General features: G+C 74.6%; 15 protein-coding genes and 1 pseudogene. 9 read left to right on the forward strand and 7 right to left on the reverse strand.

Features of this window, described 5'->3' with window-relative positions; genetic code table 11:
* Positions 1-81: 81 nt before the first annotated feature.
* Positions 82-1,065 carry an aldo/keto reductase gene (locus HCN08_RS22570; protein ID WP_167985013.1) on the reverse strand — a complete coding sequence of 328 codons (984 nt, stop codon included), beginning with the start codon at positions 1,063-1,065 and terminating at the stop codon, positions 82-84.
* 550 nt (positions 1,066-1,615) lie between these two features.
* Between HCN08_RS22570 and HCN08_RS22575 the strand changes: the two genes are divergently transcribed.
* The 5 genes from HCN08_RS22575 (at position 1,616) to hemC (ending at position 9,653) form a co-directional block, all read left to right on the forward strand.
* Positions 1,616-5,116: a phosphodiester glycosidase family protein gene (locus HCN08_RS22575; protein WP_167985014.1), complete on the forward strand. Its 3,501-nt coding sequence runs from the start codon at positions 1,616-1,618 to the stop codon at positions 5,114-5,116.
* Between the two features lie 553 nt (positions 5,117-5,669).
* Positions 5,670-6,458, forward strand: coding sequence for a ferric reductase-like transmembrane domain-containing protein (locus HCN08_RS22580; RefSeq protein WP_167985015.1), 789 nt, complete (start codon positions 5,670-5,672; stop codon positions 6,456-6,458).
* The gene (locus HCN08_RS22585; RefSeq protein WP_206319095.1) at positions 6,455-8,278 is read left to right on the forward strand and encodes an FAD-dependent oxidoreductase; all 1,824 of its coding nucleotides are present in this window, start codon (positions 6,455-6,457) and stop codon (positions 8,276-8,278) included. Before HCN08_RS22580 ends, HCN08_RS22585 begins: the two co-directional genes overlap by 4 nt.
* Before the next feature lie 130 nt (positions 8,279-8,408).
* On the forward strand, positions 8,409-8,633 hold the full coding sequence (locus HCN08_RS22590; RefSeq protein ID WP_167985016.1) for a hypothetical protein: 225 nt from the start codon (positions 8,409-8,411) through the stop codon (positions 8,631-8,633).
* A gap of 75 nt (positions 8,634-8,708) precedes the next feature.
* Entirely contained in the window at positions 8,709-9,653 is a 945-nt protein-coding gene (gene hemC / locus HCN08_RS22595) for a hydroxymethylbilane synthase (RefSeq protein WP_167985017.1), read from the forward strand.
* A gap of 70 nt (positions 9,654-9,723) precedes the next feature.
* Here hemC and HCN08_RS22600 read toward each other — a convergent pair whose 3' ends face one another.
* Entirely contained in the window at positions 9,724-10,173 is a 450-nt protein-coding gene (locus HCN08_RS22600; RefSeq protein ID WP_167985018.1) for an ATP-binding protein, read from the reverse strand.
* Positions 10,174-10,388: 215 nt separating this feature from the next.
* Here HCN08_RS22600 and HCN08_RS22605 point away from each other — a divergent pair, with 215 nt between their 5' ends.
* A complete protein-coding gene (locus tag HCN08_RS22605) occupies positions 10,389-10,928 on the forward strand; it encodes a UTRA domain-containing protein (RefSeq protein ID WP_167985019.1) in 540 nt (179 codons plus the stop codon).
* 2 nt (positions 10,929-10,930) lie between these two features.
* Positions 10,931-11,701 (forward strand): GntR family transcriptional regulator, encoded by a 771-nt coding sequence (locus HCN08_RS22610; RefSeq protein ID WP_206319096.1) that lies wholly within the window; start codon positions 10,931-10,933, stop codon positions 11,699-11,701.
* 25 nt (positions 11,702-11,726) lie between these two features.
* Here the strand turns inward: HCN08_RS22610 and HCN08_RS22615 are convergent.
* Both HCN08_RS22615 and HCN08_RS22620 read right to left on the reverse strand, forming a co-directional pair.
* Positions 11,727-12,417, reverse strand: a pseudogene (locus tag HCN08_RS22615) (SDR family NAD(P)-dependent oxidoreductase).
* A 133-nt stretch (positions 12,418-12,550) separates the two neighbouring features.
* Positions 12,551-13,549, reverse strand: coding sequence for a zinc-dependent alcohol dehydrogenase family protein (locus HCN08_RS22620; RefSeq protein WP_167985020.1), 999 nt, complete (start codon positions 13,547-13,549; stop codon positions 12,551-12,553).
* Positions 13,550-13,661: 112 nt separating this feature from the next.
* On the opposite strand from HCN08_RS22620, the gene HCN08_RS22625 reads away from it, so the two are divergent.
* Positions 13,662-14,069, forward strand: coding sequence for an ArsR/SmtB family transcription factor (locus HCN08_RS22625; RefSeq protein ID WP_167985021.1), 408 nt, complete (start codon positions 13,662-13,664; stop codon positions 14,067-14,069).
* Between the two features lie 3 nt (positions 14,070-14,072).
* On the opposite strand, the gene HCN08_RS36265 is transcribed toward HCN08_RS22625, so the two are convergent.
* The 3 genes from HCN08_RS36265 to HCN08_RS22640 form a co-directional block, all read right to left on the reverse strand.
* On the reverse strand, positions 14,073-15,353 hold the full coding sequence (locus tag HCN08_RS36265) for an ATP-grasp domain-containing protein (RefSeq protein WP_322974617.1): 1,281 nt from the start codon (positions 15,351-15,353) through the stop codon (positions 14,073-14,075).
* A gap of 141 nt (positions 15,354-15,494) precedes the next feature.
* Complete coding sequence (locus tag HCN08_RS22635) at positions 15,495-16,565, reverse strand: LacI family DNA-binding transcriptional regulator (protein ID WP_167985022.1); 1,071 nt, start codon at positions 16,563-16,565, stop codon at positions 15,495-15,497.
* 19 nt (positions 16,566-16,584) lie between these two features.
* Positions 16,585-17,199 carry a TetR/AcrR family transcriptional regulator gene (locus tag HCN08_RS22640; protein WP_167985023.1) on the reverse strand — a complete coding sequence of 205 codons (615 nt, stop codon included), beginning with the start codon at positions 17,197-17,199 and terminating at the stop codon, positions 16,585-16,587.
* A 170-nt stretch (positions 17,200-17,369) separates the two neighbouring features.
* Here HCN08_RS22640 and HCN08_RS22645 point away from each other — a divergent pair, with 170 nt between their 5' ends.
* Positions 17,370-17,741 carry an antibiotic biosynthesis monooxygenase gene (locus HCN08_RS22645; RefSeq protein WP_167985024.1) on the forward strand — a complete coding sequence of 124 codons (372 nt, stop codon included), beginning with the start codon at positions 17,370-17,372 and terminating at the stop codon, positions 17,739-17,741.
* Positions 17,742-17,911: the final 170 nt, after the last annotated feature.

Consider the following 17,911-nt stretch of genomic DNA (forward strand, 5'->3'; position numbering starts at 1 on the left):
CGACGTGAGGCACGTGAGCGAGGCACGCCACGTGAGCCGTGCCTGGGCGGGCACGAGCGCCCGCCCAGGGGTGCGCAGGGATCAGCGGTCGAGGCCCGCGAGGTAGGACTCGTCGCCCTGCGGGCCGGAGGCCGAGCCCGGCGGGATGAGCGCTTCGAGGGTGGCGAAGACCTGCGGGGGCAGGTCGAGGTCGGCGGCGCCGGCGTTCGCCCGGGCGTTGTCCGGGCTGCGGGTGCCGGGGATGGGCAGGGCGCCGCGGTGCAGCAGCCACGCGAGGGCGAGCTGCGCGGGCGTCACGTCGTGGTCGGCGGCGAGCGTGGCGACCGCGTCGGCGAGCGAGACGTTGTGGGTGAGGTTGTCGCCCTGGAAGCGCGGGTTGGTGCGCCGCCAGTCGTAGCTGCCGAAGTCCTCCGGGGAGCGGACCGAGCCGCCGATGATGCCGCGGCCGAGCGGGCTGTACGCGACGAAGGCGACGCCGAGCTCCGCGCAGGTGGGCAGGATGCCGTCCTCGGGGTCGCGCTGGAGCAGCGAGAACTCGGTCTGGACGGCCCTGACCGGGTGCACCGCGTGCGCGCGGCGCAGCGTCGCGGGGGAGACCTCCGACAGGCCGATGCCGCCGACGGTGCCGGCCGCGACATGCTCGGCGAGCGCGCCGACGGTGTCCTCGATCGGGGTGGTGGGGTCGAGGCGGTGCAGGTAGTAGACGTCGACGCGGTCGGTGCCGAGCCGCTTCAGGCTCGCCTCCAGCGCGCCGCGGATGTAGTCGGGCCGGCCCATGCCGGGCTGCAGCACACCGCTCGCGTCGGTGTTGCCGCCGAACTTGGTGGCCAGCACGATCTCGTCGCGCCGGCTGCCGAGGACCCGGCCGATGAGGGTCTCGCTGTAGCCGTTGCCGTAGATGTCGGCGGTGTCGACGAACGTGATGCCGGCCTCGACGGCCGCGGTCAGCGCCGCGGTGGCCTCGTCCTCCGTCAGGTCGCCGTAGACGTTCGGTGCGAGCGTCATGGCGCCGAATCCGACGGTGGAGACCGTGGGGCCGCCGTCGCCAAGGGTGCGGTAGCGCACGCCGGTTCACCTTTCCTGGGGTGCGTGGATCACTGCGCGGGGCCGGCTGCCGCGGATCTTTCCCGCGCGGCCCCGCCCGGCCAGTCTCGGCGCGGCCGGCCGCCCGCCGCATGCCGACACGCGAGAAGGGCCGATTCCCGCCCCCGTCGCCCCGGCCGCCCGCGCCCGCCGTGTGACGCCGCCGCTTGCCGTACGGCCGCCCGCCGCGGGCGTCTGACGTGCCGTGATGTCGCCGCGCCGGGCGGCAGGGCACCCCCGCGCCGCCAGGTGTTCACCTCGACGTCCGATCCCGGGTGGGGCACACCCCCTAGGGCCTGTTTTAAAAGTAGCGTCGTCCCGCCCGTAAGGGCGGGGGCCGGAGGGGCTGGGTGCGTGCGATTGCAAGGCGGAGGGAGGAGAGCGCTGGGGGTACCTCCCGCCGAAGGCAGGGGGAGGGCTGCGCCGACGACCGACAACGCAGCAAGCGTGCGTGCCCAGCCCCTCCGGGCAGACGGGACTTTTAAAACAGGCCCTAGCGTCGTCGGCCATGGACATGGGCACGGACACGAGCATGAGTATGAATACGGACAACGGCCCGGCCGCGGACGACGGTACGGGCACCCTCGCGCGCGACGCACGGGTGACCCGGCGCGGGCTGATCGTCGGCGCCGTCGCGGCCGGCATCACCGCGGGCGGCGTCGCCACCGGCACCCCGGCGTCGGCGGCGTCCCCCTCGGCCGGGAGCCGCACCGGCGGGCCCGACGGCCACGGTACGGCGCCGGCGCGCTTCCGACCGCCGGTCTACGACCTGGCCGTGGACGGCGAGTCGGTCGTCGCCGACCGGGTGGACCGGCCCGTCGCCCCGGGCATCGCCCTGACCTCCTTCGACCTGTTCGGCCGCACCGGCTGGCTGCGCGCCCACGTCCTCAACGCCGACCTCGGCGACTCCTCGGTGTCGGTGGACCTCGTCGCCGGCCACGTCAGCGAGGCCCGCACCCTCAAGGGCGCGGCGGACGGCGCGCACGCGCTCGCGGCCGTCAACGGCGACTACTTCGACATCACCGAGACCTTCGCCGCCGAAGGCCCGGAGATCCAGAACGGGCAGCTGCGCAAGGGCACTTCGCAGCACTCCACGGTCGTCGCGGTCGGCGCGGACCGGGTGGCGCGGCTCGCCGACCTGGTCATCTCCGGTACGGTCACGGTCGCCGGGACCGCGCGCCCGCTGGCCGCCCTCAACTCCCCTGCCGTGCCCGCCGACAGCGTCGCCGTCTACACCCCGCTGTGGGGTACGGCCGACCGCACGCTGCTCACCGGCGCGGGCCCGTACACCGAACTCGTCGTGAGCGGCGGGAAGGTGACCGCCGTCAACGCCGCCCTCACCTCGACTCCGGTGCCGGCGGACGGTGTTGTCGTCCTCGGCCGCGGGGCGGCGGCCGGGCAGCTCGCGGGGGCGAGGCCCGGGGACGCCGTCACCGTCGACTTCGCGCCGAGCACGGACGCGCCGGGCGCGCTGAAGATGGCGCTCGGCAGCGGCGAGGTGCTGGTGCGCGGCGGCACCCCGGTGGACTTCCCGCCGAGCACCGGCAACGACGCGCCCAAGCCGCGCACGGCGGTGGGCTGGCCGCGGGGCGGGCACCGGCTGCTGCTGGTCGCGGTGGACGGCTCGGCGAACTTCTCGGCGGGGCTGGGCTTCGACGACATGGCCGTGCTGATGGCGCGGCTGGGCGCGTACGAGGCGTTCATGCTGGACGGCGGCGGCTCGACGGAGATCGTCGCCCGGCACGCCGGCGACTCCGGGGTGAGCGTGGTCAACACGCCCTCGGACGGCGCCGAGCGGCCGGTGCCGGACGCGGTGGGGCTGTTCGGCCGCCCCGGCTCCGGGCAGTTGCGCGGCCTGGACGTGCGCCCGCAGGCCGGCCGGGTCGTGCCGGGCCTGACCGTGGATGTCGCGGTGGCCGGCTTCGACGAGGCGTGGGGCCCGGCGGCGACCGCGGGGCACCGGGTCGGCTGGAACGCCGAGCCGGGCTCGCTGGGTTCGGTCAGCGGCGGGGTCTTCCGCGCCCGGCGCCCGGGCGCGGGGGTGCTGCGGGCCCGGGCGGGCGCGGCGGACGGTGAGCACGAGCTGCGGGTGCTGGGCGAGTTGCACAAGCTGGCCTTCACGCAGCGGGCCGTCACGATCGACCCGGGCGCGAGCGCGACCGTCGCGCTGACCGGTTTCGACGCCGACGGCTTCGACGCACCGGTCGCCCCGCGCGACGTCACCCTCGACTACGACAAGTCCGTGCTGGCGGTGGCCGTTGTGGGCGGCTCGCTGACGGTGACGGGCGCGGCGGACGCGGGCGGCCGGTCGGCGACGGTCACCGCGACCGTGCAGGGCGTGCGCGCGAAGCTGCCGGTCTCGGTGGGCCTGGTCGATGTCCCGCTGGCCGAGTTCGAGCCGGGCGAGACGTGGACGGCGCTCGCCGCGCGGGGCACGGCGCAGGTCGCGGTGGTCGCCGCCGAGGACCGCCCGGGGGCCGCGGCCGGCAACCACGCGCTGCAACTGACGTACGACTTCACGGGCCAGTCCAGCACGTCGGCCGCCTACGCGGTCGCCGGGCCGGGGCCGATCACGCTGCCGGTGGGCACGAAGAAGCTCGCGCTGTGGGTCAACGGCGACGGCAAAGGCCACTGGCTGCGGGCCATGATCTCCTCCAACGGCACCACCAATGTGCCCTTCACCTTCGCCACCGTCGTGGACTGGACGGGCTGGCGGCGGGTCGTCGGCGACATCCCGGCGGGCTTCTCCGACCCGGTCACGCTGCTGCGGGTCTACATCGCGGAGACCTCGCAGACCAACAAGAACGCCGGCGTGCTGCTCTTCGACGGCCTGGCCGCGCAGGTCGGCCAGCAGCCCGACCAGGCCGAGCCGCCGCAGCCCGACCCGTACGTGCTGGAGCAGGGCGAACTGCCGGGCCACCGCTGGACGTTCGCGGTGCTGTCCGACCTGCACATCAGCGCGGCGGCCGGCCTGGACTCCTTCTCGGGGCGGCAGGCGGTCGCGGCGCTCGGCGAAGTCGTCGCGAGCAAGCCGGACTTCGTGCTCATCAACGGCGACTTCGTCGACAACAACACGCAGGCCGACTTCGACCTGGCGAACGGGCTGCTGCGCGACCACGTCCCGGCCGGGCTGCCCGTCTACTGGACGCCCGGCAACCACGAGGCGGGCCTGTCGGCGACCGGCGGCCTCGACACGTTCCTGGCGGCGACCGGCCGCCCCAACAAGCAGGTGCTGGACCACAAGGGCGTCCGGTTCATCCTGCTCGACTCGCACACCGGCGACATGCGCACCTCCGACTGGGGCCAGGTGCCGCTGCTCCAGGCGGAGTTGGCGAAGGCGGCGAAGGACCGCTCGGTGACGGGCGTCGTCGTGTCCTTCCACCACCCGCTCACCGACCCCTCGGGCGCGGGCGCCTCGCAGCTGTCCGACCAGCTGGAGGCGGGCCTGCTCCAGCAGTGGCTCGCCGACTTCCGCGAGCAGTCCGGCAAGCCCGTCGCGCTCTTCACCGGCCACGCCCACACCGCGTCGGTGAGCCGCACCGACGGTGTCCTGGACGTCACGACGCCGGCGGTCGGCAAGACGCCGTACTCCTCGCCCGACCAGGGCGGCTTCTTCGGCTGGATGCATGTCGCGGTGGACTCCCGGCCGGCCCGGATCCGCGCGGGGCAGCCCAGTCCGGAGACCCGCGACTGGCTCCGGGCCGAGAGCCGCCCGCTCATCGACGGCATCGACATCGCGGCGCCCACCCGGGTCGCGGTCGGCGCTGCGGAGGCCGTCACGGCGACCGGGGTCACCAGCGAGTTCGGGCTGCGCTTCCCGTTGCGCTTCCCGGCGAGCGTGACATGGACCGGCAGCCGCGGCCTGGTCGTCGCCGGCTCCGCCGCCGAGGTCAAGGCCGCCCGCCGGCGGCACGACACGCTGGCGGTGCTCGACCTCACCACGGGCGAGCTGACCGCGGTGCGCAAGGGCCGGGTCACGGTGACGGTCGCCGCGGGCGGCCTGACCGCGTCGGCGCAGGTGGCGCTGGGCTGAGGCCCGGCGTTCCGGGTACGCCCGGCGCCTTCGCATCGGGGCGTACGCGCGGAGGGCGTACGCCGTCCCGTCCGGTGTTCCGCCACGGACGGTACGGCGTACGCGTTTCCGGGCATTCCGCGGCGTTCGCGGGATTCACGCAATTCGCCTTACGCGGCGAAGCAGCCGCTTTTGTTCCGTTGTCAGGACATGCGGATAATCCGGGCCCGCGAGCGATCGGGTACGGACAGCGACGAAAGCTTTCGATCGATCAATACGGCTTCCTTTTCGCGGCGGCGGGAGGCAGCGGGAGACGGTGCACGGAGCGGCTGCAAAGCCGGATTTACCGGTATTTCCGCGCCGGATCCCGTGCCAGGAAAAGCCGCCACCGGCCTATGCGGTGGTGTAACGTCTGCGCCCAGCGGACCGCCGCCCGGTAATCCGGGCGGGAAATCCGCGGTGCGGGACTTTCGCGCCTTTTCCCCGGGAAAGGCGTACCGGGGCACGGTCGCGGCCGAATGGGGCCCGGCGCCGGGCCCATTCGCGGGTCTCCTCCGAGCAAGGAGCGCACACCATGACCGACGTGGCGGTGCCGACCGGACGACGACGGGCCGCGCTCGTCACGACGCCGGCCCTCACCCTGCTGCTGGCCGGCGGTCTCTGCGCCGCCGCCCTCGTCCTCGGCCTCGTTCTCGCCCTCGTCCTCGCCCCGCACGCGGTCGCCGCGGCCCCGGGGCAGGCACCGATACCCGGCTCGCCGCTGGACGCGTACGACAAGCACGTGCCGTACGACACCGGTTCGCACAAGATCGCCCGGCTCGCGGCGCTCGTCGCGTACGCGCTGATGGTCGCGACGGTCGTGCTCGGGGTCGTGCTGCGGCTGCGGTTCATGCAACGGGCGGTCAACCGGGCGACGTTCTACGGGGCGCACATGACGCTCGCGCTGTCGGCGATGATCTTCGGCGGCATCCACGGGCTGACCTTCGTCTACCAGCCGGTGTGGCGCATCGGCTGGACGCAGCTCGCGGTGCCCTTCACCGGCGGTGTGCAGCGGGTGCCGGTCGGACTGGGCATCCTGGGAACGGAGTTGGCGATCGCGGTGGCCTGCTCGGTGTGGCTCCAGCGCCGGCTCGGCTACCACCGCTGGCTGCGCTTCCACCAACTGGCGTACGTCTGCTTCGGGTTGATCTGGCTGCACATCTTCCTGGTGCATCCGGAGCCGCGGCACCTTGACCTGGTGGCGGTGGGGGTGGCCGCCGGTGCCGGAACGATCCTGCTGGCGTTCCTGATCCGGGCGCTGCCGTCGCGCTCCCGGCTGCGGCAACGGGCGTTCCCGGCGGGCGGGACGGAGGGGGCGCGATGACGCGGGTGCCTGCGGCGCCGGGGCCGGGGCCGTATCCGCCGCGGTATGCGCCGGGGCCGCCGCAGCAGCAGTACGCGCCCGCGCCGACCGTGCCGCAGCCGTACGGGCCGGGGCCCGGGGCGTATCCGGGGACGCAGGCGTATGTGCCGGCGGCGGTGGGCGGGCGTCCGGTCGAGCTGCGGTCCACGGCGGTGGCTCCGGCGCCGGCTCCCGCTCCTGCCCCCGTCCCCGCGCCCGTTCCCGCTCCCGTCCCGGAGACGATCCCGGCGGACTCCTTCGACCTGCCGCGGCCGGCGCTCGTGCCCGAGGACGAGCCGGTACGGATCAGCGTCGACAACAACCGCTGCCACATCTACGGCATCTGCCAGCAGGAGGCGCCGGAGGTCTTCCGGATCTCCGAGGGCGGCTCGTTGCACTACACGCGGTCCGTGCCGGCCGAATTCGCTGCGCAGGCGCGGCAGGCGGTGCGGTGCTGCCCCATGCAGGCGGTGTCGATCCGGGGCGGCGCAGGGCCCGGCGGCGCCGGCGGCTCCGGTATCGGGGAGCGGCGGCCGGCGCGACCGCTGCGCAGCGGCGCCGCGGCACGTGCCGGGCGGCGGCGGATCGCCGTGGCCGGCGGTGGACTCGCCGGGCTCAGCGCGGCGACGCGGCTGCGCGAGCGCGGCTTCGACGGCGAGTTGGTGATCGTCGGCGAGGAGCCGTACCTGCCGTACAGCCGGCCGCCGCTGTCCAAGCAGTACCTGGCCGGCGAACTCGCCGAGGAGCAGCTGCTCTTCCGGGCCGACGAGGGCCTGGACGCGCACTGGCTGCTGGACACCCGCGTCACCGGCCTCGACGTGCACGGCTCTGCGCTCGAACTGCGCGGCGGCGAGCGGCTGCCGTTCGACGGGCTCGTCATCGCGACCGGCGTGGACGCCAAACGCCTCCCGGAGGCACCGCTGTTCAGCGACCGGGTCCGGACGATCCGCACCCTGCGGGACGCCGCGGCGGTGCAGCGCGCGATGCACACGGCCCGGGCCCACCATGTGGTGATCCTCGGCGGCGGCTTCATCGGCTGCGAGCTGGCCTGCACGGCACGCGACCACGGCATGGACGTCACGCTCGTCGTGCACAGCGCGCCGCTGCTGCGGCGGGTGCTCGGCGGTCAGGTCGGCGCGGTGGTCGGGGCGATCCAGCGGCGGGCGGGCGTGGACGTACGGCTCGGGACGGAGATCACCGACTGGCAGGACCACGGCGACACGCTGCGGCTGCGGTTGTCCGACGGGCAGCGGCTGGACTGCGACTTCGTCGTGCTCGGGCTCGGCAGCTCGCCGCGTACGGAATGGCTGCGCGGCAGCGGACTCGACGTCGGCGACGGGGTGTTGTGCGGGCCGACCTGCCATGCGGTGGACGAATGGGGCCGGACGATGCCGCACATCGTGGCGGCCGGGGATGTCGCGCGCTGGCCCAACCCGCGCTTCGACGCCAGGCCGCGCCGGGTCGAACACCTCATCCACGCCGTCGAGATGGGCCAGCACGCGGCGGACGCGCTGCTGCGCGGCCCGGCACGCGCGGCCCGTTTCGCGCCGGTGCCGCGCTTCTGGTCCGAGCAGCACGGCACCCGCATCCAGGCGGCCGGCATCCCCGCGCTCGGCAAGGACGTCGAGGTCGTCGAGGGCACCCTGCGCTCCGAGCGCTTCGTCGCCCGCTACACCCGCCCCACGCCGTACGGCCCCCAGGTCGTCGCCGCGGTCGCCTTCGACATGCCCCTCGAACTCCTCCCCTACCGCGACCAGATCGGCCACTCCCTCCCCCGCCGCACTCCCAGGAGACGCCGATGAGTCCCCTCTTCACGCCGGCCCCCCACGAACGCCTGTCGCGCCAGGGTCGGTTGAGCTCCCCGCCCGGGCCGGCCCGCCATGCGCCGGGCCCCCGCGAAGAGTCCGCCCACCCCATTGCGAGGTCGCCCCGATGAGCCGGGCGCGGGCGCGTCGCCCACCCTCCGGCGGCGTCATCCCCTGGACGCTCAGCCTCCCCGCCCGCCTGCACATCCGCTGGCTCGTCATCCTCGTCGTGACCGGCGCGGCGATGGCCGCCTACGCCCACGTCCTGCTCACCGCACCGCCGATGCCCCCGAGCCACCCACCGCACCCCCCGAACCCCCCGGCGGCGGCCTCGCCGGCGGGCGTCCGGTAGCCGACCGGCTGTCTGCATGAGCAGCGCACGCAGCGTCCTACGCTGATGACGTTCCGTCGAGCGTGGGGAGTTGGGATGGCTGCGTATGTGGTCGGCTCACGGGGGAGCGCTCTCGCCCGGGCGCAGGTGCGGGGGTATCTGCGGGCGGTACGGGAGCGGGTCCCGGCGGCGGAGTTCACCCGGCGGGTGATCGTGGAGAGCGGCGACCGGGACCGGCTCACGGTGATGTCGCGGTCCGCCGCGGGCGGTTCGGGGTTCAGCAGCGAGCAGGAGGCGGCGCTGGCGCGCGGCGAGGTCGACGTGGTCGTCCACTCGCTCAAGGACCTGCCCACCGCGAACCCGCCGGGCCTGACGCTGCTGCCCCCGCCCGGCCGGGAGGACGTCCACGACGCGCTGTGCGGGGCGACCCTCGCGAGCCTGCGCAAGGGCGCCCGGGTCGGCACGGGCGCACCCCGCCGGGCGGCGCAACTCCGCGCGGTACGCCCCGACCTGGACGTCGTCCCGATCCGCGGCAACGTCCCGCCCCGCCTGAGGATGCTCGAAACGCACGGACTTGACGCCGTGGTGCTCGCGGCGGCGGGCCTGCGCCGCCTGGGCCTGGAGCACGCGATCGGCGAACTGCTCCCCCTCGACCGCTTCCCGCCGAGCCCCGGCCAGGGCGCCCTCGGCATCCAGGTCCGCACCGACGCCGCCTCGGCCCCCCTGCGCGCCGTCCTGGCCACCACCGCCGACCCCGCCGCGGACGCCGCCGTCCGCGCCGAACGCTCCCTGCTCGCCGCCCTCCACGGCGGCTGCAACGTCCCCGTCGCGGCCCACGCCACCCTCCTCCCCACCGGCACCCTCACCCTCTCCGCCCAGATCACCTCCCTCGACGGCACCACCCAACTCACCGCCACCCGGACCACCCCCACCCCGACCACCACCCCCGAATCCCTCGGCACCACCCTGGCCACCGACCTCATCGCCCAGGGCGCCCACACGATCCTTGCCGCGGCCCGCGCCGACTTGGGAGCCGGCTGAGCCAGCGGGCCGGGGGAAGGCACCGGACGCACCGCGAGCCGCCCACGTCGAGGCGCCCGGGCGGTTGCGTCTACCGGCCGGTGCCGTCGGCGCAACTGCCCGCGCACTCGGCCCACACGAGCTTGCCGACGCCGCCCCGGTCGCCGACTCCCCAGCGCCCGGCGGTGATCGCGTCCACCAGCGCAAGTCCGCGCCCGTACTCCTCGTCGGGGGCGGCCGTGCGGACCTCGGGCATTCCTTCGCCGGCGTCATGGACCTCGATCCGTACGCCGTGGTCGGTGCGCTCGAAACGGGTCTCGATGACGCGCCCGCGGGGCACCCGCGCGTGCCGAACGCTGTTGGTGACCAGTTCCGACAGGACCAGCGCCGCGCCGTCCGCGAGGTGGGCCAACTCCCACTCCGCGAGGCTGCTGAGCAGCAGGCGGCGCGCCCGGCCCACGGATCGGGGGCCGTTCGGCCACGTCCGGACGACGACGGCGGGCGGCTGCCCGCCGGTCGGCCCCGGCTGTTGCCCGGTCACCGGACCACCGCCCGCCGTCCCAGCGGACAGGAGTCGTACTCACACATGTCGAAGCTCCTCCGAAGCATCAGCGTTGGCGCCCTCGGGCGCAACGTGCGATCATGGCGAGCGTATCGCTTTTCGCGAACAGCAGCAAGGTGGCAACTGGAAGCTGATCGCTTACCGTGTAAAGCAGCAAGCTTGGGCCACAGGTGCGATCACGGAGGGAAGCGGCGATGAGCAGCGGGGAGTGGACGAGTACCGCGCTGCCGTATGTCGTGCCGCGGCGGGCGGGGGAGCGGGACGCGTGGGCGGAGGAGGCGGGGCGGCGCGGGCGGCGGGGGACGCAGCGGGTCACGTATGCGGGGGAAGTGGCCGCGCCGGAGGAGGTCGCGGCGGGGCTCCGGGTGCGGGGCGGGGAGGTGGTCGTCGTGCGGCGGCGGGTGATGCTGCTGGACGGGGCGCCCGTCGAGCTGACCGACACGTACTACCCGGCGGACATCGCGCGCGGCACGCGGCTGGCCGGCACGGCGAGGATCCCCGGCGGCGCGGTGACGCTGCTCGCCTCGATGGGCCACGCACCCCGGCACGTCCGCGAGGAGGTCCACGCCCGCCTCGCCGGGCCCGAGGAACGCGCCGCCCTCGAACTCGCCGAGGGCGCACCGGTGCTGTGCCTGACCCGCGTCACCGCGGACACCACCCGCCCCTTCCAGGTCGACCTCTCGGTCTTCCCCGCCACCGGCCAACGCCTCCGCTACGACATGAGGATCGACTGACCATGCCCAGAGCCGAGGAAACGGCCGCCGACCGCCGCCCGCTCCACGCACGTATCGCCGCGGACCTGCGCGACGAGATCCTGTCCGGCGACCTCACCCCGGGCGAGGCCCTGCCCTCGACGCAGCGGCTGAAGGACCGGTTCGAGGCGTCCAACGCCACCGTGCAGAAGGCGTTGCACCTGCTCAAGGACGAGCGCCTGGTCGTCGGGCGGGCCGGGGCCGCGGTCACCGTGCGCGAGCACCGGCAGGAAACCGTCCGCCCGGCGGACTTCGGCCGGCCCGCCGCACCCGGCGAACCGTACCCGTGGCTGACCGACGCCGCCGCCAGGGGCCGGCAGGGCAGCATCGACCTCCTGGAGGTCGCCGAGGTCCGCCCACCGGCGGAAATCGCCGCCGCCTTCGACCTCGCCCCGACCGGAACCGCCTTCCTGCGGCGCCAGTTGCTCTCCTACGACGGTGAACCGGCCGAGCTGGTGCGCTCCTTCTACCCCGCCGACATCGCGCGCGGCACCGCCCTCGCCGAACCCCGGAAAATCCGCGGCGGCACCCCCGCCCTGCTCGCCGAGCTCGGCTTCCCGCCCCGCCACACCGTCGACCGGGTCTCCGCCCGGGTCCCCACCCAGGAGGAGTACGAACTGCTGCGGCTCCCCGGTGACCTGCCCGTCCTGCGCACCCTGCGGGTCGTCCGCAGCGACGGCCGGCGGGCCGTCGAGGCGAGCGTCATGGCCAAGGCGGGGCATCTGTACGAGCTGCGTTACGAGTTCGGCTCATGACCGCGCGGCGCGCGGGTCGGGGGGGCTACCAGGGGACGGGGCCGGTGGCGTCGAAGTAACCGCCGGTGGGGCCGTCGGGGGGGGAGTTGGGACATGCGGACGATGATGTCCGCGCCCTGCTCGACGGATTGCGTGCCCTCGTGCTGGTTGAGGTCGGTCGCGGTGTAGCCGGGTTCGACCGCGTTGATGCGCATGCGGGGGAAGGCCTTGGCGTATTGGACGGTGAGCATGTTGACCGCGGTTTTGGAGGCGGAGTAGGCGGCGCCCGGGTAGGACTTGCCGGCGCGGGTGAGGGAGGCGGTGCCGCTGCTGATGTTGACCATGACGGGGGCCGGGGAGCGGTCGAGGAGGGGGAGGAAGGCGTGGGTCACCCGGACCAGGCCGAAGACGTTGGTCTCGAACACCTCGCGGGTCACGCCGGCGGTCAGGTCGGCCGCGCCGATGATGGTGCCCTGCGGTGAACGCACCTCGATGCCGGCGTTGTTGACCAGGACGTCCAGGCCGCCGCCGGCCTCGACGGCGGCCACCGCGGCGGCCACGGACGCGTCGTCGGTCACGTCGAGCTGCACGAAGCGGGCGCCGAGCGCGTCCGCGGCTGCCGCGCCCCGCTCCGGGTCGCGCGCCCCGACGTAGACGGTGTGGCCCGCGGCGACGAGGCGGCGGGCGGTCTCACGGCCGAGCCCCTTGTTGGCCCCGGTGATCAAGGTGGTCGTCATGCCGTCGAGCTTCCCCCGGCGGCGCGGCGGGCGGCCACTTCTTTACGCATCGTGGGGCGTGACCGCTTCGGCGCCGCCCGGCGAGGGCGAACGGGAGGCGGCCGTACGGCGGTTGCAGGACGCCTGCGCGTCCTCAGCGGGAAACGGTCAGCACCGTCTTGCCCACCCGCGTCTCGTCGTCCAGGTAGCGGTGCGCCGCGACCACCTCGCCGAGGTCGAACGTACGGTCCACCGTCGCGCGGAAGTCGCCGGAGCGCAGGCCGGCGGAGATGAACGCGGCGGCGCGGCGCAGGCGTTCGGGGTGGGTGGTGATCTCGTGGACGAGGTACGTGCGCAGGGCGACCGCGGGCATGCCGAGGTCGAGGTGCGGGAAGGGCGTGGGCTCGCCGCTGAGGAAGCCGTGGACGAGGTGGATGCCGTCCGGCGCGGTGAGCGCGGTGAGTTCGCGCACGCCCGGGCCGGCGACGGCGTCGAGCACGACGTTGACGCCCGCCCCGCCGGTGATCTCGCGCACCGCCTGCGTCACGTCCTGCGTCGAGGTCGCCACGACATGCGCCGCCCCCTCCTTCAGCAGCGCCTCGCGCTTGGCGTCGGTGCGGGTCAGCGCGACGGCCGTCGCGCCGAGCCGGGCGGCGACATGCAGCGCGGCCACGCCCACGCTGCTGGACGCGGCGTTGACGAGCACCGTGTCGCCCGGCCGCATCCCGCCGACCTCCACGAGCGCGCCGTACGCGGTCAGGTACGGCATCCACACCGCCGCGCCCGCCACCGCCCCGACGCCCTCGGGCCGGCGCAGCACCGCCGCCGCGGGGACGACGGCCCGGTCGGCGTAGACGCCGTAGTCGTTGGGCGAGAAGGCCGGGATGACGCTGACCGGGTCGCCGGGCGCGAGGCCGGCCACGTCCGGGCCGACCTCCTCGACGACGCCGGCGGCCTCCGTGCCGAGCCGCGCGGGGAAGCTGCGGGCCTGCTCGATGTAGAGCCCGCTGCGGAACAGCGCCTCCGCCCGGTTGAGGCCGATCGCCTCGACCTTGACCAGCACCTCCCCGCGGCCCGGTGCGGCCGTCTCCACGTCCTCGATCCGCAGCACCTCGGGGCCGCCGTACTCGTGGAAGAGCACCGTCCTGGTCATCGCGTCCGTCCCGTCTTCGTTGTTCGGTTGGCGTCGAACTTCGCGCGGGACCCACTGAAACCCCAAAGTACGACCGGCGTCAAGTTTTGATGAGCGTCGTACAATGGGACGCATGACGCCCCGCGCCACGACGCCCACCGACAGCCCTGACCGGCCCGACCACACCGAGAGGTCCGACCGCATACCGCCGCACCCGGACGTGCGCACCGTCGCCCTGCAGCAGCTGCTGGACGCCCTCGTGGACCCGGTCCGGCGCAGCATCGTCACGCAACTGGCCGACTCCGGCCGGGACATCGCGTGCGGCGGCTTCGACCTGCCGGTCAGCAAATCCACGGCCACGCACCACTTCAACGTGCTGCGCGAGGCCGGGCTCATCCGGCAGCACTACGTGGGCACGTCGCGGATGAACTCCCTGCGCCGCGCCGACGTCGAGGCGGTCTTCCCCGGCCTGCTCGGCGCGCTGATCAGCGCGGAACAGGCCGCCACCGGCGGCAACGCACCGACGGCGGCCCCGCGCTGAGCCTCACCCCGTCGCCGCGGCCTCTTCCCGCAGCACCGCCGGAAGCGGCACCGCCGGCAGCCCCACCGCCGGAATCGGCACCCCGGGCAGCCCCACCGCCGGCAGCCCCACCGCCGCGACCTGCGCCGGCACGTGCGCCGGCACCTGCCCCACCCGCGCCGCCGCCCGCCCGCCGTCCACCGGCGTCAGGCTCGGCCCCGATGCGGCGGCACCCGGCGGCGCCGAAGCCGCGCCCACCAGCGCCGCGGACTCCGTCACCGCGACCCGCCCGCCGAGCCGCGGCTCGGGCAGCGCACCGGGCTCGCCCCGCACCAGCAGCCGTACCGCCGCCCAGGGCAGGTTCACCCCGGTGAACGCGGTCTGGAAAATCCCCGCCGAGGGCCGCGGATTGGCCTCCAGCAGCACCGGACGGCCGGCCCGGTGCCGCAGTTGGACGTTCGACAGATACGCCAGCCCGAAGTGCCCGACCAGCCGCGCCGCGATCGCCGCCGGCTCCGGATCGTCCAACAGCAGCCGGTAGCGGCCCTGTTTGGCCCGCGCGACCGCGGCCAGCACCGAACCACCGGGCGCCGACAGGCAGTCGACGCTGATCTCCGGGCCCTCCAGATACGGCATGACGAGGAATTCCGGTACGGTCTCGCCCGCGTCCGCCGCCCGCTCCAGCGCCTCGGCGACCGCCCCGACCGAGACCACCGGCACCGGCGGCGCGAGCAGGTCCCGGATCCGCAACGGGCGGTCGTCCAGCACCCGGAAGCCGAACGCCGAGAACTCGCCCGCGGGCTTGAAGCACACCCGCTCGCCGTCCGCCGTCAACTCCTCGACCGCGGCGAGGAATCCGCCGGCGTCCCGCACCGACCGCCACGGCGGCACCGGCACACCCGCCGCCCGCGCGGCCTCGTACGTACGGGTCTTGGAGGTCAGGACGGATATGGCGGCGGGCGGCGAGCACATCAGATGCGTGCCGGCCTCGGCGAAGTCGGCGGCGCGGCCGGCGAGTGCGGCCAGCCGCCGTGGCGGGATGAGCACGTCCACGCCGTGCCTGCGGCAGAAGTCGAGGGCGAAGTCGGCGTATTCGGCGTCGCCGACATGCCGCGGCTCGACTTCGGCGACGTCACAGGCGCCCAGCGCGGGCGCGTCCCGGTCGACATTGGTTCCGTAGACCCGGACGCCGACGGCGTCCGGATTGTCCCGCAGCATCCGCATCACCTGAGCGGACGCCACACCTGCGCTGCTGAGCCATATCCGAAGTGCTATGGGGGGCTCCTCACATGGGAGGCCGATCATTCCAAGGGGGGTGAGCGGATCTTAGCCCCGTTCCATGACGGCCAGGTTTCGCATGAGCGGACACCTGTCGCCGCAATGCGCGGAAGCTGACCGTTTTACGCCCGTATGCGACCGCCCGCGCGAGCCGCAGCCCGTACCGCCCTACGCCGGCGGCGGCGCCGTGCTGTCCCGTACGACGAGGTTCGTCGCGAGCTCCACCCGCCGCATGCCCGGGTCCACCCCGCGGCCGAGGTCCAGCACCACCCGGGCCGCCGCCTCCGCCATGTCGACCAGCGGCTGCCGGACCGTCGTCAGCGGCGGGCCCATCCACGACGACACGGACAGGTCGTCGAAGCCGACGACGCTCACGTCCTCCGGGATGCGCAGGCCGAGTTCGCGCGCGGCCTGGTAGACGCCCATCGCCTGCACGTCGTTGCCGGCGAAGATCGCGGTGGGCCGGTCGGGGCCGGCCAGCAGATCCCGGGCGATCCGGTGCCCGGCCTCGGTCTGGAACGTGCCGTGCCGCACGAAGCGGTCCTCGCACGCGACCCCGCCGGTCTCCAGCGCGGCCCGGTAGCCGTCGATACGGGCCCGGCTGCACAGCACGCTCTCCGGGCCGCCGATGACGGCGATCCTGCGGTGGCCCAGCTCCAGCAGATGCCGGGTCGCGGAGTAGCCGCCCTGGTAGTTGGTGGTGCCGATGGACGGCACGTCGTCGGCCGGGTAGCCGGCCGGGTCCATCACCACGAACGGCACGTCCCGGCTGACCAGCAGGTCGCGCTGCGCCGCGGTGAGGTCGGACATCACCAGGATGACGCCCGCCGGATCGCGGGTGAGCACCCCGTCCACCCACGGCTGGCCCATCTCCTCGCGCCCGGCGACCTCGGACAGCACGAGCGTGAGCCCCTCCTGCCGCGCCACGTTCTCCGCGCCGCGGATGATCTCGGTCGCCCACATGCTGATGAGCTCGTGGAAGACCAGCTCCAGCAGCCCGGAGGGCCGGGGCCGGGCGATACCGCGCCGGCGCCGGTAGCCGTGGTTGCGCAGCAGCGCCTCGACCTTGTCGCGGGTGGCCGGCGCGACATGGGCGCGCCCGTTGAGCACCTTCGACACGGTCGGCGCCGAGACCCCCGCCTGCCGGGCGATCTCCGCGAGCGTGGCGGTGCCGCGGGATGCCGGCTGGCTGGTTGCGCCCTCTTTTTGCCGGGCGCGGGATGTCGGGCCTGTCACCATTCCATGCTACGGAGTCCGGCTATGTGCCGTGCCCACCGGGCGCCCCCGGCGGCGGCGGTGGGGCGAAGGCGGCGGTGAGGGTCGCGGTGAGGGCGACCCCGGCCCCGACGGGATCGAGCCGGCCGGCCGCGCACTCGTGGGCCGCGGCGTGCATGAGGGTGTAGGCGGTGGTGGCGAGCCACTGCTCGGGCAGGTCGGTGCGGAACGCGCCCTCGGCCCGGCCGCGCGCCAGCAGGGCGGTGAGCCGGCGCAGGTGCCGGTCGTTGTGGCCGCGCACGCGCGCGGGCGGCAGTTCGCGTTCCGCCGCGGCCAGGACCGCCCGGAAGCGGTGCACGACCTGCCAGTTGGCGGTGACCAGCCGGGCCAGCGCCGCCATCGGGTCGCCGGAGACGTCGGTCGCGGCGAGCATCGTGTCGGCCTGCGCGGTGACCCGCTCGAAGACCGCGTCGACCAGCTCGGTGCGGGTCGCAAAGTGCCCGTAGAGGGTGACCCGGCCGACCCCGGCCGCCTGCGCGATCTGCGCCACGGTCGCCTCGGGGTCCCGGATCAGGCACTCCTGCGCGGCGTCCAGGATCGCGGCGACATTGCGGCGGGCGTCGGCCCGGCGGGGCGGGGTCGTGGCGGGCGGGGACATGTCGGGCGGGCTCCGATCTCAAACAGCCGTGTTCGAGTTATGTTACCGTCGAAGCAAGTCGAACAGCCATGTATGACTTCGCGTCCGGCGGCGCGGCCCGCGCTCCCCCGCGGGTCCGCCCCGCGCGCACAGCCCGCAGCAACAGCCCGCAAAAACACAGGGAGTTGACGATGAACAGCCCCTTCATCTACCTCACCGCCCACCGGGTCGACCCCACCCGCCGCGACGAGCTCGACGCGCTCCTGGCCAAGTACACCGAGACGATCTCCGCCAACGAGGGCCTGCTCGCCCACTACGCCTACTACGACGAGGAGGGCACCGAGCTGACCCTCGTCCAGGTGCACCGCGACGCGGCCTCGGGCGAGCAGCACATGCAGGTGGCGGGCCCGCTCATCGCCCAGGGCGTCGCGCTGGCCGAGACGCTGCGCGTGGAGGTCTACGGCGAGCCCGGGCCGGCCATGTCCAAGGCCCTGGAGGCCAACGCCGAGCGCGGCGCACGGGCGGTGCGCGCCACCGTGCCGGCGGTCGCTTTCGTGCGCTGACGTACGGCGTAACGGCGTCCGGCGCCCGTACGCGCCTACGCGCCTACGCGCCGGAAAAGGATGGGCGGCGCGGCAGTCAGGGAGGGCTGCCGCGCCGCCGGTCTTGCTGTCACCGCCGCTGTGGGAGGTGCGGCGGTGTCGTGCGCGTCCTCAGGTCCGCGAGCGTGCCG

The organism is Actinacidiphila epipremni, from assembly GCF_012034175.1.
Lineage (GTDB): Bacteria > Actinomycetota > Actinomycetes > Streptomycetales > Streptomycetaceae > Actinacidiphila > Actinacidiphila epipremni.